Origin of the sequence: Leifsonia sp. EB34 (assembly GCF_041260585.1) — a bacterium.
In the GTDB taxonomy this organism is placed as follows: domain Bacteria; phylum Actinomycetota; class Actinomycetes; order Actinomycetales; family Microbacteriaceae; genus Leifsonia.
Window position 1 is genome coordinate 959,112 of record NZ_JBGCCV010000002.1, and the last position, 22,769, is coordinate 981,880.

Genomic DNA, 22,769 nt, shown 5'->3' on the forward strand with positions numbered 1-22,769 from the left:
GCGTGCTGTGTGGGAGGTCAGCGAGCCGGGACCTCGCCCGGCTCCGCCCCCGTCGCGATCGGCACGCGCACGGCCGAGCCCCACTCCGTCCACGAGCCGTCGTAGTTGCGGACGTTCTCGAAGCCGAGCAGGTGGGTGAGCACGAACCAGGTGTGGCTGGAGCGCTCGCCGATGCGGCAGTACGCCACCACGTCGTCGCCGGGCTTCAGGCCGGCGTCGCCGAGGTAGACGGCCTCCAGGTCGGCGCGGCGCTTGAAAGTCGCGTCCGGGGCGGCGGCGCGCGCCCACGGCACCGACGCCGCCGACGGGATGTGGCCGGCGCGCAGGGCGCCCTCGGTCGGGTAGCCGGGGATCTCGGTGCGCTCGCCGCTGTACTCCTCGGGCGAGCGGACGTCGATCAAAGCCCCTTCACCCGAACGGACGAGCCCGAGGTGGGCGAGCACGTCGTCCTTGAAGGCGCGGATGGTGTGGTCGTCGCGCTCCACCACCGGGTACTCGACCGGCGCGGGAGTCGGCACCTCGCGGGTGAACTCACGGCCCTCCGCGATCCACTTGTCCCGGCCGCCGTCCAGCAGGCGGACGTCCTCGTGGCCGAACAGCGTGAACACCCAGAGCGCGTAGGCCGCCCACCAGTTGTTCTTGTCGCCGTAGATGACGACGGTGGTGTCGCGGGCGATGCCCTTGGAGCCGAGCAGCTCGGCGAACGCCTCCGGGCCGACATAGTCGCGCACGACCGGGTCGTTGAGGTCGGTGTGCCAGTCGATCTTGACTGCGCCGGGGATGTGTCCGGTGTTGTAGAGCAGCACGTCCTCGTCGGACTCCACCACGACCAGCCCGGGCTCACCCAGGTGCTCGGCCAGCCAGCCCGTGCTCACCAGCCGTTCGGGGTGCGCGTAGCCGGCGAAGTCGGTCGACGGGTCGGGGGCGATGGCCATGCTGCTGATCCTCCGGGTTAGGCTGGGAGCCTGCGAAATCGCGGGCCAGGAGTCCAGGCTACGCGGCCCGCAGCGGGTGACGACGCTTCCGTCAACACTTCTTCACACTAAAGGTGCGCATCCAGACATGACGATCGAGACGACCGGAGCCCTGCCCCGCCTCGCGGACCGCTCGCCGGCGATCACCGGCGCCGAGATCGCGGCGAGCCTGGTGCCGCCGTCGCAGTTCGAGCACGCCACCTTCGAGTCGTACCGGCCCGACCACGACTACCCGTCGCAGTCGGAGGCCGTCGCCACGCTGAAGCTGTTCGCCAAGTCGTGGGAGCCGCAGCGCCCCGCCGGCCTGTTCAGCCGCAGCCGCCGCAAGGTGGAGGCCATGAAGCCGGGCGTCTACCTCGACGGCGGCTTCGGCGTCGGCAAGACCCACCTCCTGGCCGCGCTCTGGCACGAGGCGCCCGGCCCCAAGTACTTCGGCACCTTCATCGAGTACACCGCGCTGGTCGGCGCGCTCGGTTACGCGGGCGCGGTCGACCTCCTGCGCGGCTCGACCCTGATCTGCATCGACGAGTTCGAGCTGGACGACCCGGGCGACACCATGATGATGACCCGGATGCTGGGCGAGCTCGTCGCCTCGGGGACCCGGATCGCGGCCACCAGCAACACCCCGCCGAACGCCCTCGGCGAGGGCCGGTTCGCCGCCAGCGACTTCCTGCGCGAGATCCAATCGCTCTCCGCCAACTTCCAGACCCTGCGCATCGACGGCCTCGACTACCGCCGCCGCGACACCACCGGCTCCGCGATCAGCGTCGACGCGGGGGAGTACGACCGGGTGCTGGCCGCGCTGACCGCTCGCGGCGAGACGGCGACCAGCGACACGTTCGACGGCCTCATCTCCCACCTCGCGACGGTGCACCCCTCGCGCTACATCAAGATGCTGGAGGGCGTCGACGTCATCGGCCTGGCCGACGTGCACGTGCTGCACGACCAGATGGCGGCCCTCCGGCTGGTGGCGTTCATCGACCGCGTGTACGACGCGGAGATCCCGGTCGTGCAGACCGGCACCCCGCTCAGCGAGGTGTTCGACGACGAGATGCTGGGCGGTGGCTACCGCAAGAAGTACCTCCGCTCGATGTCCCGCATGATCGCCCTCACCGCGGGCGAACTGCCGCCGCACGACGAGTAGCGGACGTCTCCGGGCGACCGCTCGGCACCCGCCCCGGGGATTCGCACGGCCCCGAAACAGACTGTTTACACAGTGCAGGGATACGTAACACCCGCGAAACACGAGCATCCCGCCGCCGAAACCTCCCGCGACAAGACTGGCTCCACCCCGAAGCGCCCGGCTCGGCTCCGATGAGTCCGAACCCATCCCCAGGGCGTCGCAAAGAGAGGTGGAGACTCGCATGGTTTTGCACACAGCAGCGGACTACGCAACGACAGGGACGGTCAACGCCCTGTGGCTGCTCGTCGCCGCAGCGCTCGTCCTGCTGATGACGCCCGGCGTCGCCTTCTTCTACGGCGGCATGGTCCGCGCGAAGAGCGTCGTCTCCATGATGATGATGAGCTTCGGCGCGATGGCCATCGTCGGCGTGCTCTGGGTCGTCTACGGCTACGGGCTCTCGTTCGGCAAGCCGCTCATCCCGCACGTGCTCGGCACGCCCGACCTGTTCCTCAGCAGCCTGATGGGCAAGGACGGGATGACGCCCGACCTCGGCGGCCTCGCGTTCGCCGGCTTCCAGGCCACATTCGCCATCATCACCGTCGCCCTGATCTCGGGCGCTATCGCTGACCGCGCCAAGTTCGGCGCCTGGATGGTGTTCGCCGGCATCTGGGTGACGGTCGTCTACTTCCCGGTCGCCTACTGGGTGTTCAACCTGCAGGACGGCTGGATCTCCTCCATCCTGCACGTGAACGACTTCGCCGGTGGCACCGCGGTCCACATCAACGCCGGTGCGGCAGGCCTCGCCCTCGCCCTGGTGCTCGGCAAGCGCGTCGGCTTCCAGAAGGGCATGAACAAGCCGCACAACGTGCCGCTGACCCTGCTCGGCGCCGCGCTGCTGTGGTTCGGCTGGTTCGGCTTCAACGCCGGCTCGGAGGCCGCGGTCGACGGCGTCGCCGCGATCGCCTGGATCAACACCCTCGCCGCCCCGGCCGCCGCGACCATCGGCTGGCTGATCGTCGAGAAGATCAAGGACGGCAAACCCACCTCGATCGGTGCGGCGTCGGGTGCCGTGGCCGGCCTGGTCGCGATCACCCCGGCCTGTAACATCCTGACCCCGGGCTTCGCGATCCTGCTCGGCCTGGTCGCCGGCGCCATCTGCGCCGTCGCGATCGACCTGAAGTTCAAGCTCGGCTTCGACGACTCGCTCGACGTGGTCGGCATCCACCTCATCGGCGGCCTCGTCGGAACGCTGTGGATCGGCATTTTCGGCTTCACCCACATCGGCGGCGACGCCACCAAGCCGTTCTCCAGCCTCTGGTACGGCGGCAGCCTGGTCCAGCTCGGAGCGCAGGCGATCGGCGCCTTCAGCGTCCTGATCTACTCCTTCGTCCTGGCCTACGCGATCGGCTGGATCATCCAGAAGACGATGGGCTTCCGGATCAAGAACGAGGACGAGCTGGCCGGCGTCGACACCGTGGTGCACGGCGAGGAGGGCTACTCGCTCGAGCCGGTGTGAGCCCGACGCACCATCGAGCATCCGTGAACGGGGTGCCGCCTGCAGGCGGCGCCCCGTTCCGCGTCCGCGTGGCCGCTAGGGTAATGCTTGCATTTGGCGGAAGGGAGCGGGATGGCCGCGACGGGCGAGCAGGTCGACACCCTGCTGCTGTTCGTCTGCGCCGCGCTGACGCTGCTCGTCCCGTTCGGGCTCGCGTTCTTCGTCGGCGGCCTCGGAGGCCGATCCACGACCTCCCGGGCACTGAAGTTCGCCCTCACCGGCACGGCGGCGACCGTCCTGCTCGGCGTGGCCGGCGGCTACGGGATGCTCGCCGGACGGCCGTGGCTGGCGCACGTCGTCGGCGCTCCGTCGTTCGACCTCGCCACCGGCTTCGGCGCCGCGTCGCACCGGGCCGACCTGTACGCCCTGGCCAAGGCGGGGGCGATCCTCGCGGCAGCCACCGTGTCGGTCGCGATCGTGGGCGTCGCGGTCGCGTCGCGGATCACGCTGCGCGCCTGGCTGGTGTTCACGGTGCTCTGGTCGGTGCTCGTGCTGTACCCGGCGGGCTACGCGGTGTTCGCGCTCGACGACGGCTGGGCGACCGGCGTGCTCGGGGTGATCGACTTCGGGGGAGCGCTGCCCATCGGCGTGGCGGCAGGAGCGGCGGCCGCCGGGGTCATCCTGGCGTGCGGCCGCGGAGAGCACCGGCCTCCCGAGCAGCGCAGCTTCCCGGCCATCGCCATCGGCGGCACCCTGGTCTGGGTCGGCTGGCTCGGGCTGGTCGTCGGGTCGGAGGGCGCAGTGGACTCCTACACCGGCCTGATCGCGACCAACGCGTTCGTCGCCTCCTCCGGAGGCTGCCTGGCCTGGCTGGTCGTGGACCGGGTGCTGCTGCGCCGGCCCACCACGGTGAGCGCGCTGTGCGGCGCCTTCTCCGGGCTCGTCGCGATCACCCCCGCGGCCGGGGTGCTGACCCCCGGCTGGGCGCTGCTGCTCGGTGCGGTCGCCGCGCTCGCGTGCGCGACGATGGTCGACCTGGCCGCCCGGGCGCGGTTCGGCGCCTCGATGGCGCTGATCGTCATCGTGACGGTCGCCAGCATGGTCGGCTTGCTCTACGTCGGGTTGTTCGGGGCGGGCGGCGGGATGGTGGACAGCGGCAACTTCGACCTGTTCACCGCCCAGGCGATCGCGGGATTCTCGGTGCTGATCGGCTCGTTCCTGGTGTCCCTGCTCGTGGCGTTCACGCTGCGCTGGACGCTGGGCCTCACCCGGATCCGCTATCGTGCCACGAGTGAGCCGACTCCTCGACGCGATCGCGCGACTGTTCCGGCCCGCGGCGCGGAAGGCTGAACGCCAGCCGTCCCGATCCGCGGCCGCCCGGACCGGACGCGTCGCCGGGGTCGAGCCCGGGCGCGGGGGCGTCGACGCGACCGTCCAAGTCGACCCGCGGCGGCTGAAGGGCCTCCGCACCTCGTACAACCCGAAGACCGACGGCGAGCCCGACCCCGGCGAGATCGTCTGGACCTGGGTGCCCTACGAGGAGAACGACGGCCGCGGCAAGGACCGGCCGGTGCTCGTGGTGGCAGTGGAGCGGTCCGGGAGCGTGATCGCGGTCGCACTGACCAGCCAGGCGCACCCCGGGCGTCCCGAGTACCTGGCCATCGGCGCGGGCGGCTGGGACGGGCGGGGGAGGCCGAGCTTCGTCCGGCTCGACCGGGTGTTCCGCGTGCACCGCACCGGGATGCGCCGGGAGGCCGCGGCCCTGGACGCACGCCGGTTCGCGACGGTCCGCACCGCACTGCGGGGGCTGTACGGCTGGAGCTGAGGGCGTGCGTGACGAACGGTGAACGGGGATTGCACGGCTCGCCGCCCACGTCACTACAGTGTCGGCATGCCTGACGACTGTTCGCGCCCGCTCGACTTCGAGACCCGGCAGATCCACGCCGGAGCGGTGGTCGACGCCGAGACCCGCGCCCGCGTCACCCCGATCTACCAGACCGCCGGCTACGTCTTCGACGACTTCGACGACGGCGAGGAGCGCTTCGCCGGTCGCAGCGGGTTCCGCGCGTACTCGCGCAACGACAACCCGACGAACGCCGTCGCCGGGCGGCGCATCGCCGACCTGGAGGGCGGCGTCGACGGGATCGTGGTCTCCAGCGGCCAGGCCGCCATCGCCGCCGCGATCAACGCGCTCGCGGAGGCGGGCGACCACATCCTCGCCACCCGGTCGCTGTACGAGGGGACGCGCGAGATGTTCCGCGGCATCCTCAAACGCCAGGGGATCGCCTTCGAGTACGTGGACGACGACGCGTCGGACGCGGAGTGGGCGGCGCGGTTCCGGCCCAACACGAAGGCCGTCTACACCGAGACGCTGCCGAACCCGCTCGGCCAGGTGGTCGACATCGCACGGCTGGCCGGGGTCGCGCACGCGGCCGGCGTCCCGCTCGTGGTGGACAACACCGTCCCGACGCCGTACCTGTGGCGGCCCATCGAGGACGGCGCCGACATCGTCGTGCACTCGACCTCCAAGTGGCTGTCCGGGCACGGCTCGGTGATCGGCGGCGCGGTGGTCGACGGCGGCAGGTTCGACTGGGCGGCGAATGCGGACCGCTTCCCGCAGCTCACCGAGCCGCCCCGGCCGGGCACGGCCTCCTTCGTGGAGCGGTTCGGCGCCGGCGCGTACCTCGCCTACCTGCGCACGGTGATCGTGCTGGAGTACGGGCCCACGGTGCCGCCGTTCAGCACCTTCCTGCTCCTGCACGGCATCGAGACGCTGTCGGTGCGGATGGATCGGCACGTCGCCAACGCGCAGGAGGTTGCGGAGTTCCTGGCCGGTCGGCCGGAGGTGTCGCGCGTGTACTATCCGGGGCTGCCGGACGACCCGTATCACGCGCTGGCAGCGCGCTACCTGCCCCGCGGGGCGGGCTCCATCGTCTCGATCGACCTGGCGGGTGGGCGGGAGGCCGCGCGACGGTTCCTCGACGCGCTGCGGCTGGTCAGCCCGATGACGCACATCGGCGACGTGCGCACGCTGGCCATCCATCTGGGCAGCACCATCCACGCGAAGCTCACCGAGGAGGAGCGGCTGGCGGCCGGGATCACGCCCGGCCTGGTGCGGCTGTCGATCGGCATCGAGAGCGCGCGCGACATCATCGCGGACCTGCGGCAGGCCCTGCAGGCGTAGCGCGCTCGCGCGGCCGAGACTCGCGGACATTCGTGCCGAATGTCGCGAATGCCCGCGCCATTCACGCCATTCGTGCCGGATCGCGTGCGAGGGGTGGGCGCCATTCGCGCGATTCGTGACGAATGTCGCGGGCTACGCGGGGGCGAGCGCGGGGGCCGCCGCGGCGACGGTCGCGGCGATGCGGCGGACGGCCTCCACGACGGTGCTCGGGTCGCAGGCGAGGTTGATGCGGGCGAAGCCGCGGCCCTGCTCTCCGAACGCGAGACCGGAGTTCAGCGCGACCCGGCCGGTGTCGATCAGCACACGGGCGGGGTCGTCCCCGAGCCCGGTGCCGCGGAAGTCCAGCCAGGCGAGGTAGCCGGCGTCGGGCCGGACCACCCGCACCGTCGGCGCGTGCACGGCGAGCTCGGCCTCCAGCAGCCGGAGGTTGGTCACGAGCTGCTCCAGCAGCCCGTCCCGCCAGCGCAGGCACGAGAGCGCAGCGACGTTGGCGTGGAGGCCGAGGATGCTGGTGCGCGCGGCGAGCTCCTCCGGGAGCCGGGTCAGCAGGTCGGCGGTGGTCGGCTCCGCGGCGACGATGACCGCGCACTTGAGCCCGGCGAGGTTCCACGCCTTGCTGGCGGAGGTCACCGTGACGGCACGGGCGCCGGCCGCGCGGGCGACGGGCGCGAACGGCGTGAAGCGGGCGCCCGGGTGGGCGAGCGGGGCGTGCACCTCGTCGCTGACGACGAACACCCCGTAGCGTGCGGCGAGGCGGGCGAGCGCCTCCAGGGTGCGGCGGCTGTGACATCGCCCGGTCGGGTTCTGCGGGTTGCAGAGCAGCATCGCGTCGGCTCCCGCGGCGAAGGCGGCCTCCAGACCGTCGAGGTCGAGCGTCCAGCCGGCGTCCTCGCGCAGCGGAACCGTGATCGCCACGGCGTCGGCCTCCTCGATCATCTCGAAGAACGGCGGATAGACCGGGGGCGTCAGGACCACGCGGCCGCCGGCCTCCGGCAGCACCAGCCGCAGCGTCTCGACCACGCCCACCGTCACGTCGGTGGCCAGGTGCACCCACTCCGGGTCGACGCCCCACGACCACGAGCTCCACGCGAAGTCGGCGAAGGCGGGCGCGAGCGGACCGGCGGAGTCGAGGTACCCGGTGTCCGAGTTCCGGAGCGTCTCGGCGACGCGGTCGAGGATGGCCGGCTCGACGTCGAAGTCCATCTCGGCTACGAAGACCGGCAGGACGTCCGCCGGGTAGCGGCGCCACTTGATGCTGGAGCGGGACGCGAAGAGCTGCTCCAGGGGGCGGGCCGGTGCGAAGCTCATTGAGCAAGGATGCGGCACGGCGGCGCCGAGCGCATCCGGGCGTGTCACGGAACGTAAGGTAAGGGCGTAGAACGGTCCCGTGGAGGGGAAAGCATGAGCGAACGCCGGCCGAACGTCGCGATGATCCTCACCGACGACCACGCGTCCCACGCGTCCGGAGTACGCCGCGGTGCGGGATGCGCTGACGGCGGCGATGCGGAGCGAGCAGGCGCGGGTGGGGGACCTGCCGCACCCGAGCCAGGGAGCCTGACGGCCTGGTCGTCCCGTTAACACGAGAACCCCGGCCACAGACCGGGGTTCCTTGTTGCGGTGGGCGATACCAGACTCGAACTGATGACCTCTTCCGTGTGAAGGAAGCGCGCTACCAACTGCGCCAATCGCCCGTGCGTGCGCGGCCGGGGATTCCGGCTGCGAGACTCGATACTATCCGACGCCGGCCCCGGAATGCACATCGGCCCCGCGCGCCGGGCGTTGCGTCGTGCGACACACCCGGCCGGCGCGTCCGGTTTTGTCATCGGCCCGCCGATCGGCTAAAGTCATTCAAGTGCCGCGGGAGACCGGGGCGCGAAATGCGGATGTAGCGCAGTTGGTAGCGCATCACCTTGCCAAGGTGAGGGTCGCGAGTTCGAGTCTCGTCATCCGCTCGAGTCGGCCTGGTTTCCTCGGAATCCGGGCCTCTCGAATACGGTACGGTTCTTCCGTGTTGTGGCTTCGGTGGATTGGCCGAGAGGCGAGGCAGCGGCCTGCAAAGCCGTATACACGGGTTCGAATCCCGTATCCACCTCCATCCTGAACAACTCAGGCTCTGGGCGATTGGCGCAGCGGTAGCGCGCTTCCCTGACACGGAAGAGGTCACTGGTTCGATCCCAGTATCGCCCACAGAAAGAGACCCCCGGATTTCCGGGGGTTTCGTCGTTTCCGGGGAGATCTCTCCCGCTCGATGTCGCGCTCGTGGGGTGGATCTGGGGCAGCCGCCTCGTGTTGCGGGTTCACGGTTCAAGCGAGCGTAACGGCGTGTTCACGCGTGGAACATAGCGTCTGAGTAGACAAGGTGTCCTACCTAACTGCTGGGGGTTGTTGCTCGCATGAAGCCGATTTCGTTTCTGGATTTTCGTCCCGCCCCGGGGACCGTTTTCGAGTGGACGGTGGGCCGAGAGACGGCGGCCAGCGTTCAGCTCGCGCCCGTCGACCCTGTTCCGTTGTCGTACAACCAGGAATTGCACCTGAACGCGTCGCTGGCGGCCGAGCGTACCGGTCTGCCAGGCAATCCGTGGATCGGAACGTCGTTCGAGCTGGACGGCGCGGCCGACCTCGACGCGCTCGGTCACGCGTTCCGGGCCTGGATGGAACGACACGAGGCGCTGCGCAGCGGTTTCCGCCTCAACGTCCCGGCCGAGCGCATCGAGCGGTTCACCCTGGCACCCGACGCGATAGAACTCGTCAGGGGACCCGGGGTCCTTTTCGAGTCTGCGGACACTTTGCACGACTACCTCGACGAACGCTTCGCTGCCGGGACCGACCCGTTCTCGTGGCCTCCGTTGGTGCTCGGCGTGGTCATCCGGGAGAGCAGTTCGACAGTGTTCGTTGGGCTGGACCACACCGCAGGCGATGGCTACTCGCTTGCCCTTGCCGTGTGGGAGCTGGCCACGAGCTACGAGGCATTCCTGGCCGGCCGCGCGCCGGCTCTGCCGGAGACGGGAAGTTTTCTGGAACTCTGCGCTGCCGAGAGGACCCGTGGTGCAGCGATCAGCGCGGATGATCAGCCCGTAGCCGAATGGCGAGAGTTCGTCCGCGCCAGCGGAGGAACGGCGCCCGCCTTCCCCTTGGATCTCGGCGTCACTGTGGGCCAGTCGTGGCCCCAGAGCGTCTACAACCAGAGGATCCTCACCGTTTCCGAAGCCGGCCTTTTCGAGGAGCTGTGCGAAGAAGGCAGCGGCGGAATCTTCGCCGGCATCCTCGCCGCGATGGCGATCTCCATTCATTCGATGACAGGGAACGAGGTGTTCCGCACGATCACTCCCGCTCAAACCCGACGCCGACCAACGTGGAAGCACGCAATGGGCTGGTTCGTCACGTGCACCCCCGTCGAGTTCTCACTCGGCGGCGCCACCAGCTTCACCGACGTCCTGCGACGGGCTCAACTGAGCACCCAAAGAGCGCTCCGGCTGGCAAGCTTCCCCGCCCTTCGGATCGTGGAACTGCTCGGGGAGGACTTCCGCGTCAACCGCCGGGACTTCTTCTCGATGGTGTCCTACACCGACTACCGCAGCATGCCAGGCGGTGACCGTCATTCCGAATGGAACGCAAGCACCATGGGTCGGGTAACCGAAGCAGACGACAGCCACGTGTGGATTTCGCGGCAGCATGACGGAGTGCACATCAGCGTCCGACACCCCCTGACACCGTCGGCCATTGGGGTTCTGGACGACTACACCCAGCGAATCACGGACATTCTGCTGCACGAACTGCGCGGCGGCACCCAGCCCGCGGGCTCCGACGCTGTCGGCTGGACAAGACTGCACTCCCATCCAGCGTTGTGCGGAAGCCGCCGCGACGTGGAGACCGAACACCAGATGGCTGGCCAACCCGTTCGCTGACGTCCCACGCCGCCAGTACCGCGCGGACCGTCAGAGGGCGACGCGGACGCCGAGATTTCTCCCGTACGGGGTCAGCCCGAAACGCGACGCGAGCCGCAGCGAGGCGGCGTTGTCCTCGCGGCACCGCCAGCGCACGATCCCGGCGCGCCGTGTGGCGACGCCGACAGCGACCGCTGCCACCTGTGCGCCGAGGCCGCGTCCACGGAAGGCGGGGGCGACGAGCAGGCCCACGTCGGTGTGTCCGCCGACCCAGGGGCTCAGCGCGGAGACGGCCACGAGGGTGCCGTCCGACCACGACCCGAAGCGCTCGACGTCCTCCTCCAGCACCCCGGACTCCTCGACCTCGGCGGCCGGGATCCGCTCGGCCATTCGCCGCACGTCCGCGAGAGTCGGCCGCGCCTCCTCGACCGACGCGACCGGAACGCTCCCCGACACGAAATGAGCCGCCGGCCCCAGGATGACCGGATCGAGGTCCTGGAGGGCGGACCCCCACGGCGCCGGGTCGAGGGCATCGTCGACCCGGAGATCGCGGAGGAGGCTGTCGACCCGGGCCCGAAGCGTAACGCGGGCGCGCACGCGCACGGTGTCCCCGATCCGCAGCACGTAGATGCCCGCACTCGGATCGTCGACGAACGTGGCGTGGACCCCGGGAGCCCGCAGCGCCTCCTGGTCGACCCGGAACACCGCCGACCAGTACTCGTCCGCGCGCTCGGTCGGTGTAGGTACGCAGCGATCGTAGGTTCGTCGGCCGGCTCGCGCAACGCGATGCGTGCACGGCGCGACACAACGGCCTGCGAGAATCGCGGGATGCACGCAGTGTTCCTGAACGGCACGGTCGGGGTCGGCAAGACCTCCGTCGCCGACGCCATCAGCGAGCTGGAGGCGCGGCCGCACGCCGTCATCGACCTCGACGAGGTGCGCCGCTTCCGTCCCGCCCCGGACGGCGACCCGTTCAACCTGGAGCTCCAGCTCGCGAACGTCGCGGCGCTCTCGGCGAACTTCGCCGCGGCCGGCGCCGAACTCGTGGTCGTCGCGGGGGTGATCGAGTCCCGGGCGGACGCGGAGCGATTCCGGCGTGCGGCCGGCGGTTCCGCGACCGTGGTGCGGCTGGTCGCCGACGCCGCGGTCATCGAGCGACGGCTGCGGGGCCGGCACCGGGACGATCCGGACGGCCTGGCCTGGCACCTCGCCCGCTCGGCGGAGCTGACGGCGATCCTCGACGCCGCCGGCATCGAGGGTGAGGTGGTGGACACGAGCGCCGACGACGCGGCGGCGGTGGCGGACCGTGTGCTGCGGGTGGTCGCGGCCGGGGAGCGCGCATGACGGGGGAGCGTCGCGCGGGGGCGCTCGTCGTCCTCCGCGGCAACTCCGGCTCGGGGAAGTCCACCGTGGCACGCCTGGTGCAGGGGGAGTTCGGGCCCGGCGAGTGCCTCGTCGTGGCTCAGGACGTCGTGCGGCGGCAGCTCCTGGACGACGCCGACAGCGCCGACACGGCGAACGTCGACCTGATCGAGACGATCGCCTCGTGGGGGCTCGCCCGAGGACTCGTGGTGGTGGTCGAAGGCATCCTGAACGCCGGCCGCTACCAGCGCGCCCTCGAACGGCTCGCCGCGGCCGCGCCGGGTCCGCGGTTCTTCGCGTGGGACCTCCCGCTCGAGGAGACGGTCAGACGGCACGCGACGCGGGCGAAGGCCGAGGTGTTCACCGCGGACGAGATGAGCGGCTGGTACCACGGCTGGCAGCCGCTGGACTTCGTGACGGAGACCCGGCTCGACGCGTCGGTCAGTGCGCGGGCGGCCGCCGACCTCGTGCTGGATGCGATTCGCGCTAGCCTCTGACCGTGGGGTACGGGGTCTGGGGCGCGGTGATCTTCCTCGCCTGCTCGGCTCTGATCGCCGGTCGTGTGCTGGTCGGGCGTCGCTTCGATCGACGCGATGCCGTCCAGGATGCACGCGCGCGAGGCTGGTCGGTCGGCAGCACCCGGCTCATCGAGCAACTGCACGGCGCGACCTTCGAACGTGTCACGTTCGACGTGGAGGATCCGCAACTGGTGTTCGTCGGCGAGCGACAGGCGATCGTCACCATTCCCGAGTGGCCGACCGTCGTGGTGGGGACCCGTGTGCTCCGCTACGGCGACGCGGGCTTCCGCCAGGCGATCGTGTCGCTGCAGGGTGACATCGTCCGGTCGGCGCGAACGTCCCGGGAGCGGGAAGTCGTGATCGAGCTCGGTGGGGGGACGTTCCTCATCGAGCCAGGGCGGGCGGGATGACGGGCAGCCTGATCGCGAGAGTGCCCTCGGCGGCGGCGCTCACCCCGCCGCCACCTCCACGAGGTCGATGATCGTGCCGTGCGCCTCGGTGAGCTGCGCCGTCGCGACGCAGCGGACCGGCCACAGGTCGCCCTCCCGCAGCGTCTCGGCGGAACCGAGGGTGATGTGCGGTCGGTACTCGTCGTGCCAGTACTCGGGCTCGTCGGCGACGAAGCCGGGGAGGCCCTCGACGGCGGCCGCGAGCGCTTCGTGCACGCCGGGGAACGGGCCGGGCTCCACGAGCTGGACCGGGACATCGCCGCGGGGGCCGAACATCGCCCGCCCGGCCAGCCGTGCCGCCACGGGTGGGTCGATCAGCGCGTCGCGGACGACTCCGACGACCCGTTCCGGTGGAGCTTCGGCGGTGAAGTTCGAGACCAGTGTCAGATGCGCGGGCCACGCCGAACGCGCGATGGACGTGCCGACGTCCAGCGGTGCGAAGAGCGCGACGACGGCGAACCGGACCGCCGTCACGCGGAGGGCTCCGCCACCAGCACGAAGAGCAGGAACGCGAGGAACCGTCCGCTCTCGCGACTCCGCAGTTCCGGGAAGCGGTCGAACGCCGCCGGGGCGGGGGCGGGCTCGCTGATCGCCGAGATGCGGAAGCCGGCGGCCGCGAACGCATCGGTCATCGCGTGCAGCGGCCGGTCCCAGAAGGTGAGCACGGCGGTCCCGCCGCCCAGCGTCCACTCCTCGACTCGTTCGTGGACCCCGAAATACTCCCGGTCGCCGCCCGAGAGCCGGTCCGACAGGAAGAGGGCGGTCGGGTGCTCCTCCGAGACGATCAGCCGGCCGCCGGGCTTGAGGACGCGATGGAGTTCCGCGAGGGTCGGCGCCCAGTCCTTCAGGTAGTGCAGGACCTGGGAGGCGATGACGTCGTCGAAGGCGTCGTCGTCGAACGGCAGCCGCGCCGCCAGGTCGACGACGCGCAGGTCCACTGTGCTCCCGAGCCGGGCTCTGGCCTGTTCGAGCATCCCGGCGCTGGAGTCGACACCGGTGACGGTCGCATCGCGGTCGCGGAGGTCGGCCAGGATCGGACCCGAACCGCACCCGACGTCCAGGATGCGGCGGCCGGTGACATCCCCCGCCAGCTCCACGAGGGCGGGCCGGTTGTAGTACTCGTTCAGGAGGCTGGTCGCGTTGAGCTCCGTGTAGCCTGCGGCGATCGCGTCGTAGGGAACCGTGCGCTGCGTGTCGTCACGGCCTGCGTGGAGTGGTCGGGTCATACCGGCATCGTTCCAGACGGACCGCTCACCGCGCATCCGCGATCACCTGGTCGATCCAGCCCTGCCGCGGCAACGCGGCGATCTCCTCACGGCCGAACCATCCCAGCTCGGCGATCTCCTGCCCGTCCGGTTCGGGATGTCCGACGACGTGGCACTCGTACGCCGTCGTGACGTAGCCGGCCCGGTCGCCGTTCGGGTAGTCGACCATCAGCGGCTCGCCGCCGTAGACGCCGACGATCGCCGTGATCCGCAGCGCGGCGCCGGTCTCCTCGTACACCTCGCGCGCGAGCGCCTCTGCCGGCTGCTCGCCCGGCTCGACCCCGCCGCCGATGAGGCTCCACTCGGCGGAGTCCACGCCACGTGCCAGCAGGAAGCGCTCGCCGTCCCGGATCACCGCCGTGACAGCGGGAAGCAGCAGGAGGTCGTTGCCGATCCGCTCGCGGATCGACCGGACGTACTCGGACATCGGCATGCCTGCAGCCTACGGAACGGCGGAGAAGTCCGTCCCGTCCGCGTCGTCGTGCCGGACGAAGCTGCTCGGCGCCGGGAGGCGCGAGACGCGCTGCGCGTTCTGGATCTCCGGGAGGGCGGTGAAGCTTCGAGCCCCGTCCGCGTCGAGCCAGAGGTTGTAGACGGTGAGTCCTGTGTCCGTGCGCAGGGTCACCGTCGATATCGCGCCGAAACGCGGGGCATGCTCGGCGACCACGGGGTCGAAGTGCTCCCGCTTGGCGGCGAGCAGTTCGTCCGGATTCCCGTCCAGGGTGTGGATCGTGAAGTACATGTCCGCCCTCCTTGCGGAGGAGTATAACCACGCAGGAAGACGCGGCTCAGTCCTGCACCTCCGCGTACCGCATCAGCGTCGACTCCCGCCGAACGAACCCCACCGACTCGTACAGGGCGATCGCGGCCCGGCGGCTGGGGCGCGAGGTCAGGTCGAGCGTCCGGAGGCCGCGCGTCTCGGCGAGCTGGATGATCGCCTCCAACAGCCTGCGGGCGATGCCCTGGCCGCGATGCGCGTCGTCCACCACCACATCGTCCACGTGTCCGCGCCAGCCGGTCGCGAGCGGGAACGACGCCAGAGTCGCCATCCCGGCCACCTCGCCGTCCACGCGGGCGACGAGCAGGTCGGTGCCGGGGTGGCCCAGCATCGCCAGCAGCCGCTCCTCGTCGAACGTGGACGAGCGGGAGAGTTGCGGCAGCAGCCGGCGGATCGCGTCCAGGTCGGTGCTGTCGAGGGCGGTCGGGATGTCGATCTCGATCGTGGTCATGCGTTCCACCGTAACAACGGAGTTGTGCGCGCGCCGGGGTGAGAGCATCCCGGATACCATCCCCTATTCCTGAGAGATTTCTCAGGAATCCATGCTTGGTCTACCCCCGTTCACAGGGGTTGGATAGCCGTGCGCTTACCGGCGCATCCATCGCATTGGTGAAAGGACATCCATGCGCAACACAACCAGAACCCTCAGGGCCGCAGCCGTCACCACCGGCGCGGCCCTTCTCTTTGCCGCGGTGGCGGCGTCGCCCGCCGTCGCGGCTCCAGGAAGGAGCGCCCTGCCCGGCAGCCAGCCGGCGTGGGCGAACGCCAAGGCACTCCGCTCCGCGGCCCCCGCGACCGACACGGTCGACCTGCGGGTGTACCTGCCGTGGCAGAACCAGGCGCAGGCCGCGGCGACGGCGCTCGCCGTGTCCACGCCCGGCTCGGCGAGCTACCGGCAGTACCTGACGCCGCAGCAGTTCCGCAAGCAGTTCGCGCCGGCGCAGTCCAGCGTGGTCGCGGTGCAGCAGTTCCTGCGCAACGCCGGCTTCTCGATCGTGGACACGCCGTCGAACAACCGGTACGTCTCCGCTGAAGGCACAGTGGCCCAGGCGCAGAGCGCGTTCGGCGTCACTCTCGGCGAGTACGACGCGTACGGCACCACGCTGCGCGCTCCGGAGTCTGCGGTCACCATCCCGGCCTCCCTCAACGGCATCGTCGAGAGCGTGGCGGGCCTCGACCAGGGAGCCGACCTCATCGCGCCGACCAACACGAACGGCAACGGCCCGAACCAGGTCCACGGCGCCCCGTCCGCGGGCTTCCGCGCCGGTCAGCCGTGCTCGCTCTGGTATGGCGAGAAGACGGTCGCGATGCCCAACGCACCGGCGTACGGCACCAGCAGCAAGCCGATCGCCCCGTGCGGGTACACGCCGGCCCAGGTGCGCGGCCTCTACGGACTCGACTCGGTGGCCGCGACGGGAGCCGGCCAGACGGTCGCCTTCGTCGGCGCGACCGCCAGCCCGACGCTGGTGCAGGACGTGACGAAGTACAGCAGCCTGCACGGCCTCCCGGCCCCGAAGATCACGCAGGTTGTGGCGCCGGGCGTGTACAAGCACCCCGACACGCCGAAGCAGACGCCAGGCGACTTCTACGGCGAGGAGACGCTCGACGCGGAGGCCATCCACACCACCGCGCCGGACGCCGCTCTGCTCTACGTCGGCTCCTCGAACGCGCGTCAGGACTTCGACGCGTCGGTCAACCACATCGTCGACAAGCACCTGGCGAGCATCCTGTCGATCAGCTACGGCTTCCAGGGCGAGGCCCTGCCGCAGGGCTTCATCAACAGCCTCAACAACACCTTCATCCAGGCCGCGGCGACCGGCATCGGCGTGTTCGTCTCCAGCGGTGACGGCGGCGACGAGGTCGGCACGTTCGGCAAGCCGGCGGTCGACTTCTACGCGGACAGCCCGTGGGTGACCGCCGTCGGCGGCAGCTCGGCCTCGGTCGTGCCGACCGCGGCCGCGCCGACCGGTCTGAGCTACGCCTCGGTCGACGACCCGACTTCCGCGCTGAACAAGAGCGGCTGGAAGCGGTCGTTCGAGGTGGGCTGGCAGACCGGGCTCGACGCGGTGACCCCGACGGCGACCGACCACATGTCCGGAGCCCCGTACGAGCTGGACGGCACATTCAAGACGGCCCTGCCGGGCGGCTTCAACGGCGGTGGCGGCGGAGGCGTGAGCACCATCTTCGCGCAGCCGTCGTACCAGGCTGCGGCGGTCGGCTCGGCCTCAGGGCGGCTGGTGCCCGACATCAGCGCGCTGGCCGACCCGAACACGGGCCTGCTCGTCGGGCAGACGCAGACGTTCAGCAACGGCACGTACTACGACGAGTACCGCATCGGCGGCACCTCCGTCGCCGCGCCGCTGACCGCGGGCATCGCCGCCGTCGCCAACCAGGTCGCCGGCTCCCCGCTCGGGTTCCTGAACCCGCGCATCTACGGGGCGTACTCGGCGGGAGGCTCCGCCTACTACGACGTCGACCAGGCCGACCTGTTCGGCTCGGCGCTGCCGAGCGTCCTCCGGGTCAACTACGTCGACAGCGAGAGCGCGGCGGGCGGTCTCAGCTACAGCCTGCGGACCCAGGAGACGCCGAACCAGACGCTCCACAGCACCAAGGGCTACGACACCGCCACCGGAGTGGGGACGCCGAACGGCGCCTCCTTCTTCGCGGCGATCACGAAGTAGCGCGTCCATCGCAGTGCCGAGTGCCCCCTCCCGGAATGGAGGGGGCGCTCGCGCCGACTAGAGTTGACGCATCCCATTGGAATACGACTCTAGGAGTGGACAGGTGGCCGACGGCTTCGAGCTCTTCACCGACCGTTCCGTTGTCGCGATGCGCGTCAACGGTGAGCTGAAGGACCTCGCGACGACCGTCACGACCACCGACACGGTCGAGCCGGTCACCATCGACTCGCCCGACGGTCTGAACATCCTCCGCCACTCCACGGCGCACGTCCTCGCGCAGGCAGTGCAGGCGATCAACCCGGAGGCCAAGCTCGGCATCGGGCCGCCCATCACCGACGGGTTCTACTACGACTTCGACGTCGCCGAGCCGTTCACCCCCGAGGACCTCAAGGCCCTCGACAAGGAGATGGCGCGCATCGTCCGAGCGGGCCAGCGCTTCGTGCGCCGCGTCGTGACCGACGACGAGGCGCGCGCCGAGCTCGCCGGCGAGCCGTACAAGCTCGAACTGATCGGGCTCAAGGGCTCCGGTGCGGAGTCGAGCGGCGGAGACGAGACAGTGGAGGGCGACGCGGCAGTGGAGGTCGGCTCCGGCGAGCTGACCATCTACGACAACGTCGACCCGAAGACTGGCGAGACGGTCTGGAAGGACCTCTGCCGCGGCCCGCACCTCCCGAACACGCGCATGATCGGCAACGGCTGGGCGCTCACCCGCGTCGCGGCCGCCTACTGGCGCGGCTCGGAGAAGAACCCGCAGCTCCAGCGCATCTACGGAACCGCGTGGCCCAGCAAGGACGAGCTGCGCGCGTACCAGACCCGCATGGAGGAGGCCGCCAAGCGCGACCACCGCAAGCTCGGCGCGGAGCTCGACCTGTTCAGCTTCCCCGACGAGATCGGCTCGGGCCTGGCGGTGTTCCACCCCAAGGGCGGGATCATCCGCAAGGAGATCGAGGACTACATGCGCGATCGGCTGATCGCGAACGGCTACGAGGTCGTGAACACGCCGCACATCACCAAGGCGCACCTCTTCGAGACCAGCCAGCACCTCAACTGGTACAAGGACGGCATGTTCCCGCCGATGCACCTGGATGAGGAGCGCGACGCCGAGGGCAACATCACCCGGCAGGGGCAGGACTACTACCTGAAGCCCATGAACTGCCCGATGCACAACCTGATCTTCCGGGCGCGCGGACGCAGCTACCGCGAGCTGCCGCTGCGGCTGGCGGAGTTCGGCACCGTCTACCGGTACGAGAAGTCCGGCACGCTCTCGGGCCTCACCCGCGTGCGCGGCCTCACCCAGGACGACGCGCACATCTACGTGGCCGACGACCAGATCAAGGACGAGGTCGCCCGCCAGCTCGAGTTCGTGCTGGAGACTCTGCGCGGCTACGGCCTCACCGACTTCTACCTGGAGCTCTCCACCAAGGACCCGGAGAAGTACGTCGGCAGCGACGAGAGCTGGGAGACCGCGACCGACACCCTCCGCGAGGTGGCGATCGAGTCCGGGCTTGAGCTCGTGGACGACCCGGGCGGAGCGGCCTTCTACGGCCCGAAGATCTCGGTGCAGGCGCGCGACGCGATCGGGCGCACCTGGCAGCTCTCCACGGTCCAGCTCGACTTCAACCAGCCGGAGCTGTTCGAGCTGGAGTACAACGCGGCCGACGGCACGCGCAAGCAGCCGGCGATGATCCACCGGGCCCTGCTCGGTTCGATCGAGCGGTTCTTCGCGATCCTGCTGGAGCACTACGCGGGCGCCTTCCCTGTCTGGCTGTCGCCGGTCCAGGTCGTGGGCATCCCGGTCGCCGACAACTACGCGCCGTTCCTCGACGACGTGATCGCGCGGCTGAAGGCCAGGGGAGTGCGCGCCGAGGTGGACCACTCCGACGACCGCATGCAGAAGAAGATCCGCACGCACACCAAGGCCAAGGTGCCCTTCCAGCTCATCGTGGGCGAGGAGGACGCCACGGCGAGCACGGTCAGCTTCCGCTTCCGCGACGGCACGCAGCGCAACGGCGTGACCGTGGACGAGGCGATCGAGCGGATCGTCGCGAGCATCGAGAGCCACGAGCTGGTCGACACGGCATGGCCCGCCTGAGCCTGGACGACTACGCCGACCACGGCGGTGGCGAGCACGGTGGCGAGCACGGCGACGCGGTCGCCGGTGCGGAGAGCATCCGCATCGACGACCCGTCGCACCTCGCCGGGGTGCCGGACGAGTTCCAGCGGCTGTGGACCCCGCACCGGATGGTCTACATCCAGCACGGGCAACAGCCGGGCAAGGACGACTGCCCGTTCTGCGTCGCCCCCAGTCTGAGCGACGAGGACGCGCTGATCGTCGCGCGCGGCGAGCACGCTTACGCACTGCTCAACCTCTTCCCGTACAACAGCGGCCACCTGCTGGTCTGCCCGTACCGTCACATCGCGAACTACGACGAGGCGACGCCGGAGGAGGTCGCGGAGATCGGCAGCATCACCCAGACGGCGATGCGCGTCATCCGCGAGGTCTCCCGCAACGACGGCTTCAACATCGGGATGAATCAGGGGGTGGTCGCCGGCGCCGGGATCGCGGCGCACCTCCACCAGCACATCGTGCCGCGCTGGGCGCAGGACGCGAACTTCTTCCCGATCATCGCCAAGACCAAGGCGCTGCCGCAGCTCCTCGGCGAGGTGCGGCAGGCCCTCGCAGTCGCCTGGCCGAAGGCCTGACGCGCGGTCAGCGCACCTGCGTGACCGTGAACTGCTCGCGGGGGTGGGCGTAGGACTCCTGCGACTCCACGAGCTGGAGCTCGCGCTCGCCCGAAGCGAGGGTGTTCGCGAGCAGGTCGTACACGCTGGACACGGTCTTGCTGAGCGCGGACGCGGCGTCACCGGAGGCGACGTAGTGCGCCGTGAACAGCGCCGCCGTGACGTCGCCCGAGCCGTTCGCCTTCAGCGGCAGCCGCGGGGTCTGCACGATCCACGCGCCGGCGTCGTCCACCGCCAGCATCTCGATGGTGTCCTCCGGCTGGTCGGGGCGCTCCACGCTCGTGACGAGGACGGTGCGCGGCCCCATCGCGCGCGCGGCGTCGACCGAGGCGAGCGTGGACTCCAGGTCGCCCGGCTCCGTGCCGGTGAGGTAGCCGAGCTCGAACTGGTTCGGCGTGATGATGTCGGCCACCGGCACGACCTTGTCGCGCAGCAGCTCCGGGATGGCCGGCGCGACGAAGCAGCCGGACTTCGCGTTGCCCATCACCGGGTCGCAGGCGTACACGGCGTTCGGATTGGCCGCCTTGACGCGCGCCACGGCGTCCACGATCACGTCGCCGATGCCCTCGCCGCCCTGATATCCGGAGAGGACGGCGTCGATCGTCCCGAGCACGCCGCGCTCCTCGATCCCGGTGATCACCGCGCGCACATCCTCAGGCGCGATCAGCGGCCCGCGCCACGCGCCGTAGCCGGTGTGGTTGGAGAAGTTCACCGTGTAGACGGGCAGCACCTCCACGCCGATGCGCTGAAGTGGGAACACGGCGGCGGAGTTGCCCACGTGTCCGTAGGCGACGGCGGACTGGATGGAGAGGATACGCATCCTTCGAGCCTGCCAGACCGGAAACGCGGGCAGACCAGAGCGGCGGGCAGATCAGAGGGGCGGGCAGATCACGGGCGCGGCGCTGACCGCTCGGCCGCCTCCACGAGGTCGTCGACCAGCCGGGCCGCCTCGTCCTCGCCGAGGTCGTGCACCGTCAACCGCAGATGGTGCGACGGCGCCGGCCGCCCGCCCAGCACGAACTCGTCGCCGGTGCGCGCCAGCCAGCCGCGCCGCATCAGCCGCTCGGCGACGACCCGCGCCTCGACCGGCAGCTCCACCCACAGGTTGAGCCCGTCGCCGGCCTCGGCAGGCAGGCCCCGCGCCGTCAGCCGCGCCGCGAACGCCGCGTTCTGTGCGGCGTAGTGCCGCCCGGCCTCCGCGACCTCCCGCAGCACCGTGTCGTCGGTGAGCTGCGCGAGCACGAGCCGCTGGAGGATGTGGCTCACCCAGGTGGTGCCCGGGCTCAGTCGGAAGGCGAGCCGGTCGGCGGTCTCGGCGTCGGTCGCGGCGATGGCGAGGCACATGTCCGGCCCGAGGAACTTCGAGACCGAGCGGACCAGCGCGAAGCGGCGGTGGCCGGGGCCGATCAGCGTCTCGTACGGGCGCTGCGACAGCATGGAGAAGTGGTCGTCCTCGATGACGAGCACGTACGGGTGGTCGGCCAGCAGCGCGCGCAGGGCGGCGGCGCGCGCGGGGGAGAGGGTCGCCCCGGTGGGGTTCTGCGCACGCGGCGTGCAGATGATCGCGCGCACGCCGGCGTCGAGCGCCGCGCGGAGGCCGTCGACGGTCATCCCCTCGGCGTCCACCGGCACGGGAACCGCGCGGTAGCCGCCGTGCCGCACCGTGTGGATGCTGGCCAGGAAGCACGGGTCCTCCAGCGCCACCGCGTCGTCGCGCAGCAGGGCCTGGGCGAGCAGGCGCTCGACCGCGTCGACGGCGCCGTTCGTCACGGTGATCCGGAGGTCGGGTTCCGGGAGGTCCTCCCGCACCCAGGCAAGTGCGATGGCCTCCAGCGCCGGGTCGATCACCGGCTCGCCGTAGAGCACCGGGCGCCCGGTCGCGCGCGCCAGGGCCGAGGACAGGTCGGGGATGCGCGCGGGGTCCGGGTTGCCGGTCCCGATGTCGCGGAGCACGCTGTCGGCCGCGTAGCCCTCCTGCGCCACGGCCTCCACACCCGCGATGACCGTGCCGGCCCGTCCGCGCGCGACGACCACGCCGGCCTGCGCGAGCAGCCGGTAGGCGGCGACGGCCGTGTTGCGGTTGACCTGGAGCTGGGCGGCGAGCTCGCGCACCGGGGGGAGGGCGTCGCCGCGCCTCAGCGCCCCGCGCTCGTGCAGCGCGCGCACGCTCGCCGCGATCTCCGCCGCGGTCGTGCCCGTGATGACCTGTTCGTCCATATCCGCTCCCCGGGCCGTGTCCGCTCCCCGGCGTCGAGTCTAACCAGCCCGCGCGAGGATGATATCTTCGGCATAGGCCAAAACAGTTTTTGTTCCG

22 protein-coding genes and 4 tRNA genes are annotated in these 22,769 nt (G+C 70.6%); 15 read left to right on the plus strand and 11 right to left on the minus strand.

The features are described from left to right. Nucleotides 1–17: 17 nt before the first annotated feature. The gene (locus ABIA36_RS14040) at nt 18–935 is read right to left on the minus strand and encodes a sulfurtransferase (protein ID WP_369963106.1); all 918 of its coding nucleotides are present in this window, start codon (nt 933–935) and stop codon (nt 18–20) included. A gap of 127 nt (nt 936–1,062) precedes the next feature. Here ABIA36_RS14040 and zapE point away from each other — a divergent pair, with 127 nt between their 5' ends. From zapE to ABIA36_RS14065, 5 genes are all read left to right on the plus strand, one after another. Then, nucleotides 1,063–2,118, plus strand: coding sequence for a cell division protein ZapE (gene zapE / locus ABIA36_RS14045; protein ID WP_369963107.1), 1,056 nt, complete (start codon nt 1,063–1,065; stop codon nt 2,116–2,118). Between the two features lie 220 nt (nt 2,119–2,338). Beyond that, entirely contained in the window at nt 2,339–3,613 is a 1,275-nt protein-coding gene (locus ABIA36_RS14050) for an ammonium transporter (protein ID WP_369963109.1), read from the plus strand. Nucleotides 3,614–3,724: 111 nt separating this feature from the next. Further along, on the plus strand, nt 3,725–4,942 hold the full coding sequence (locus ABIA36_RS14055) for an ammonium transporter (protein ID WP_369963110.1): 1,218 nt from the start codon (nt 3,725–3,727) through the stop codon (nt 4,940–4,942). After that, nucleotides 4,884–5,417 carry a type II toxin-antitoxin system PemK/MazF family toxin gene (locus ABIA36_RS14060; RefSeq protein WP_369963111.1) on the plus strand — a complete coding sequence of 178 codons (534 nt, stop codon included), beginning with the start codon at nt 4,884–4,886 and terminating at the stop codon, nt 5,415–5,417. The genes ABIA36_RS14055 and ABIA36_RS14060 overlap by 59 nt, the downstream gene beginning before the upstream one ends. A gap of 66 nt (nt 5,418–5,483) precedes the next feature. Beyond that, nucleotides 5,484–6,776, plus strand: coding sequence for an O-acetylhomoserine aminocarboxypropyltransferase/cysteine synthase family protein (locus ABIA36_RS14065; protein ID WP_369963113.1), 1,293 nt, complete (start codon nt 5,484–5,486; stop codon nt 6,774–6,776). A 132-nt stretch (nt 6,777–6,908) separates the two neighbouring features. Here ABIA36_RS14065 and ABIA36_RS14070 read toward each other — a convergent pair whose 3' ends face one another. Both ABIA36_RS14070 and ABIA36_RS14075 read right to left on the minus strand, forming a co-directional pair. Next, nucleotides 6,909–8,084, minus strand: a complete 1,176-nt coding sequence (locus ABIA36_RS14070) for a MalY/PatB family protein (protein WP_369963114.1) — start codon at nt 8,082–8,084, stop codon at nt 6,909–6,911. A gap of 310 nt (nt 8,085–8,394) precedes the next feature. Next, nucleotides 8,395–8,467 (minus strand) — tRNA-Val (locus ABIA36_RS14075). Between the two features lie 188 nt (nt 8,468–8,655). Between ABIA36_RS14075 and ABIA36_RS14080 the strand changes: the two genes are divergently transcribed. From ABIA36_RS14080 to ABIA36_RS14095, 4 genes are all read left to right on the plus strand, one after another. Beyond that, nucleotides 8,656–8,728: transfer RNA gene (locus ABIA36_RS14080), tRNA-Gly, on the plus strand. A 69-nt stretch (nt 8,729–8,797) separates the two neighbouring features. Then, nucleotides 8,798–8,871: transfer RNA gene (locus ABIA36_RS14085), tRNA-Cys, on the plus strand. Between the two features lie 20 nt (nt 8,872–8,891). Next, nucleotides 8,892–8,963 (plus strand) — tRNA-Val (locus ABIA36_RS14090). Nucleotides 8,964–9,169: 206 nt separating this feature from the next. Next, nucleotides 9,170–10,681 carry a condensation domain-containing protein gene (locus tag ABIA36_RS14095; protein ID WP_369963115.1) on the plus strand — a complete coding sequence of 504 codons (1,512 nt, stop codon included), beginning with the start codon at nt 9,170–9,172 and terminating at the stop codon, nt 10,679–10,681. Nucleotides 10,682–10,711: 30 nt separating this feature from the next. Here the strand turns inward: ABIA36_RS14095 and ABIA36_RS14100 are convergent, their stop codons facing one another. Then, nucleotides 10,712–11,365: a GNAT family N-acetyltransferase gene (locus ABIA36_RS14100; RefSeq protein WP_369963116.1), complete on the minus strand. Its 654-nt coding sequence runs from the start codon at nt 11,363–11,365 to the stop codon at nt 10,712–10,714. Nucleotides 11,366–11,488: 123 nt separating this feature from the next. Between ABIA36_RS14100 and ABIA36_RS14105 the strand changes: the two genes are divergently transcribed. Genes ABIA36_RS14105 through ABIA36_RS14115 form a run of 3 tightly spaced genes read left to right on the plus strand, consistent with a single transcriptional unit; the run spans nt 11,489 to nt 12,950 of the window. Beyond that, nucleotides 11,489–12,004 (plus strand): AAA family ATPase, encoded by a 516-nt coding sequence (locus tag ABIA36_RS14105; protein WP_369963117.1) that lies wholly within the window; start codon nt 11,489–11,491, stop codon nt 12,002–12,004. Continuing rightward, nucleotides 12,001–12,519 (plus strand): AAA family ATPase, encoded by a 519-nt coding sequence (locus ABIA36_RS14110; protein ID WP_369963118.1) that lies wholly within the window; start codon nt 12,001–12,003, stop codon nt 12,517–12,519. The genes ABIA36_RS14105 and ABIA36_RS14110 overlap by 4 nt, the downstream gene beginning before the upstream one ends. A 26-nt stretch (nt 12,520–12,545) precedes the next feature. Next, nucleotides 12,546–12,950 (plus strand): hypothetical protein, encoded by a 405-nt coding sequence (locus ABIA36_RS14115; protein WP_369963120.1) that lies wholly within the window; start codon nt 12,546–12,548, stop codon nt 12,948–12,950. Between the two features lie 39 nt (nt 12,951–12,989). Here the strand turns inward: ABIA36_RS14115 and ABIA36_RS14120 are convergent, their stop codons facing one another. From ABIA36_RS14120 to ABIA36_RS14140, 5 genes are read right to left on the minus strand one after another with little or no spacing between them, the layout of a single operon-like run. Beyond that, a complete protein-coding gene (locus ABIA36_RS14120; protein ID WP_369963121.1) occupies nt 12,990–13,463 on the minus strand; it encodes a 2'-5' RNA ligase family protein in 474 nt (157 codons plus the stop codon). Beyond that, complete coding sequence (locus ABIA36_RS14125; protein WP_369963122.1) at nt 13,460–14,215, minus strand: class I SAM-dependent methyltransferase; 756 nt, start codon at nt 14,213–14,215, stop codon at nt 13,460–13,462. The genes ABIA36_RS14120 and ABIA36_RS14125 overlap by 4 nt, the downstream gene beginning before the upstream one ends. A gap of 25 nt (nt 14,216–14,240) precedes the next feature. Beyond that, nucleotides 14,241–14,687 (minus strand): NUDIX domain-containing protein, encoded by a 447-nt coding sequence (locus tag ABIA36_RS14130; RefSeq protein ID WP_369963123.1) that lies wholly within the window; start codon nt 14,685–14,687, stop codon nt 14,241–14,243. Nucleotides 14,688–14,696: 9 nt separating this feature from the next. Continuing rightward, entirely contained in the window at nt 14,697–14,996 is a 300-nt protein-coding gene (locus ABIA36_RS14135) for a hypothetical protein (RefSeq protein WP_369963124.1), read from the minus strand. A 46-nt stretch (nt 14,997–15,042) separates the two neighbouring features. Continuing rightward, complete coding sequence (locus ABIA36_RS14140; protein ID WP_369963125.1) at nt 15,043–15,483, minus strand: N-acetyltransferase family protein; 441 nt, start codon at nt 15,481–15,483, stop codon at nt 15,043–15,045. Between the two features lie 172 nt (nt 15,484–15,655). Between ABIA36_RS14140 and ABIA36_RS14145 the strand changes: the two genes are divergently transcribed. The 3 genes from ABIA36_RS14145 to ABIA36_RS14155 all read left to right on the plus strand — a co-directional run bounded on the left by ABIA36_RS14145 (nt 15,656) and on the right by ABIA36_RS14155 (nt 20,416). Beyond that, nucleotides 15,656–17,713, plus strand: a complete 2,058-nt coding sequence (locus tag ABIA36_RS14145; protein ID WP_369963126.1) for a protease pro-enzyme activation domain-containing protein — start codon at nt 15,656–15,658, stop codon at nt 17,711–17,713. A gap of 103 nt (nt 17,714–17,816) precedes the next feature. Continuing rightward, nucleotides 17,817–19,805, plus strand: a complete 1,989-nt coding sequence (thrS, locus tag ABIA36_RS14150; RefSeq protein WP_369963127.1) for a threonine--tRNA ligase — start codon at nt 17,817–17,819, stop codon at nt 19,803–19,805. After that, entirely contained in the window at nt 19,793–20,416 is a 624-nt protein-coding gene (locus tag ABIA36_RS14155; protein ID WP_369963129.1) for an HIT domain-containing protein, read from the plus strand. The genes thrS and ABIA36_RS14155 overlap by 13 nt, the downstream gene beginning before the upstream one ends. Before the next feature lie 7 nt (nt 20,417–20,423). Here ABIA36_RS14155 and pdxY read toward each other — a convergent pair whose 3' ends face one another. Together pdxY and ABIA36_RS14165 are read right to left on the minus strand one after the other, a co-directional pair. Continuing rightward, nucleotides 20,424–21,275 (minus strand): pyridoxal kinase PdxY, encoded by an 852-nt coding sequence (gene pdxY / locus ABIA36_RS14160; protein WP_369963130.1) that lies wholly within the window; start codon nt 21,273–21,275, stop codon nt 20,424–20,426. Between the two features lie 68 nt (nt 21,276–21,343). Further along, entirely contained in the window at nt 21,344–22,672 is a 1,329-nt protein-coding gene (locus tag ABIA36_RS14165) for an aminotransferase class I/II-fold pyridoxal phosphate-dependent enzyme (protein WP_369963132.1), read from the minus strand. Nucleotides 22,673–22,769 lie beyond the last annotated feature (97 nt).

What these genes read in the sequence shown, in the direction of transcription:
- zapE (WP_369963107.1), top strand. Translation starts at nt 1,063, where the DNA reads ATGACGATCGAGACGACCGGAGCCCTGCCCCGCCTCGCGGACCGCTCG.
- ABIA36_RS14055 (WP_369963110.1), top strand. Translation starts at nt 3,725, where the DNA reads ATGGCCGCGACGGGCGAGCAGGTCGACACCCTGCTGCTGTTCGTCTGC.
- ABIA36_RS14065 (WP_369963113.1), top strand. Translation starts at nt 5,484, where the DNA reads ATGCCTGACGACTGTTCGCGCCCGCTCGACTTCGAGACCCGGCAGATC.
- ABIA36_RS14165 (WP_369963132.1), bottom strand. Translation starts at nt 22,672, where the DNA reads ATGGACGAACAGGTCATCACGGGCACGACCGCGGCGGAGATCGCGGCG.
- ABIA36_RS14040 (WP_369963106.1), bottom strand. Translation starts at nt 935, where the DNA reads ATGGCCATCGCCCCCGACCCGTCGACCGACTTCGCCGGCTACGCGCAC.
- ABIA36_RS14070 (WP_369963114.1), bottom strand. Translation starts at nt 8,084, where the DNA reads ATGAGCTTCGCACCGGCCCGCCCCCTGGAGCAGCTCTTCGCGTCCCGC.
- ABIA36_RS14140 (WP_369963125.1), bottom strand. Translation starts at nt 15,483, where the DNA reads ATGACCACGATCGAGATCGACATCCCGACCGCCCTCGACAGCACCGAC.
- ABIA36_RS14145 (WP_369963126.1), top strand. Translation starts at nt 15,656, where the DNA reads ATGCGCAACACAACCAGAACCCTCAGGGCCGCAGCCGTCACCACCGGC.
- ABIA36_RS14095 (WP_369963115.1), top strand. Translation starts at nt 9,170, where the DNA reads ATGAAGCCGATTTCGTTTCTGGATTTTCGTCCCGCCCCGGGGACCGTT.
- ABIA36_RS14135 (WP_369963124.1), bottom strand. Translation starts at nt 14,996, where the DNA reads ATGTACTTCACGATCCACACCCTGGACGGGAATCCGGACGAACTGCTC.
- pdxY (WP_369963130.1), bottom strand. Translation starts at nt 21,275, where the DNA reads ATGCGTATCCTCTCCATCCAGTCCGCCGTCGCCTACGGACACGTGGGC.
- ABIA36_RS14155 (WP_369963129.1), top strand. Translation starts at nt 19,793, where the DNA reads ATGGCCCGCCTGAGCCTGGACGACTACGCCGACCACGGCGGTGGCGAG.
- ABIA36_RS14105 (WP_369963117.1), top strand. Translation starts at nt 11,489, where the DNA reads ATGCACGCAGTGTTCCTGAACGGCACGGTCGGGGTCGGCAAGACCTCC.
- ABIA36_RS14050 (WP_369963109.1), top strand. Translation starts at nt 2,339, where the DNA reads ATGGTTTTGCACACAGCAGCGGACTACGCAACGACAGGGACGGTCAAC.
- ABIA36_RS14110 (WP_369963118.1), top strand. Translation starts at nt 12,001, where the DNA reads ATGACGGGGGAGCGTCGCGCGGGGGCGCTCGTCGTCCTCCGCGGCAAC.
- ABIA36_RS14130 (WP_369963123.1), bottom strand. Translation starts at nt 14,687, where the DNA reads ATGCCGATGTCCGAGTACGTCCGGTCGATCCGCGAGCGGATCGGCAAC.
- ABIA36_RS14125 (WP_369963122.1), bottom strand. Translation starts at nt 14,215, where the DNA reads ATGACCCGACCACTCCACGCAGGCCGTGACGACACGCAGCGCACGGTT.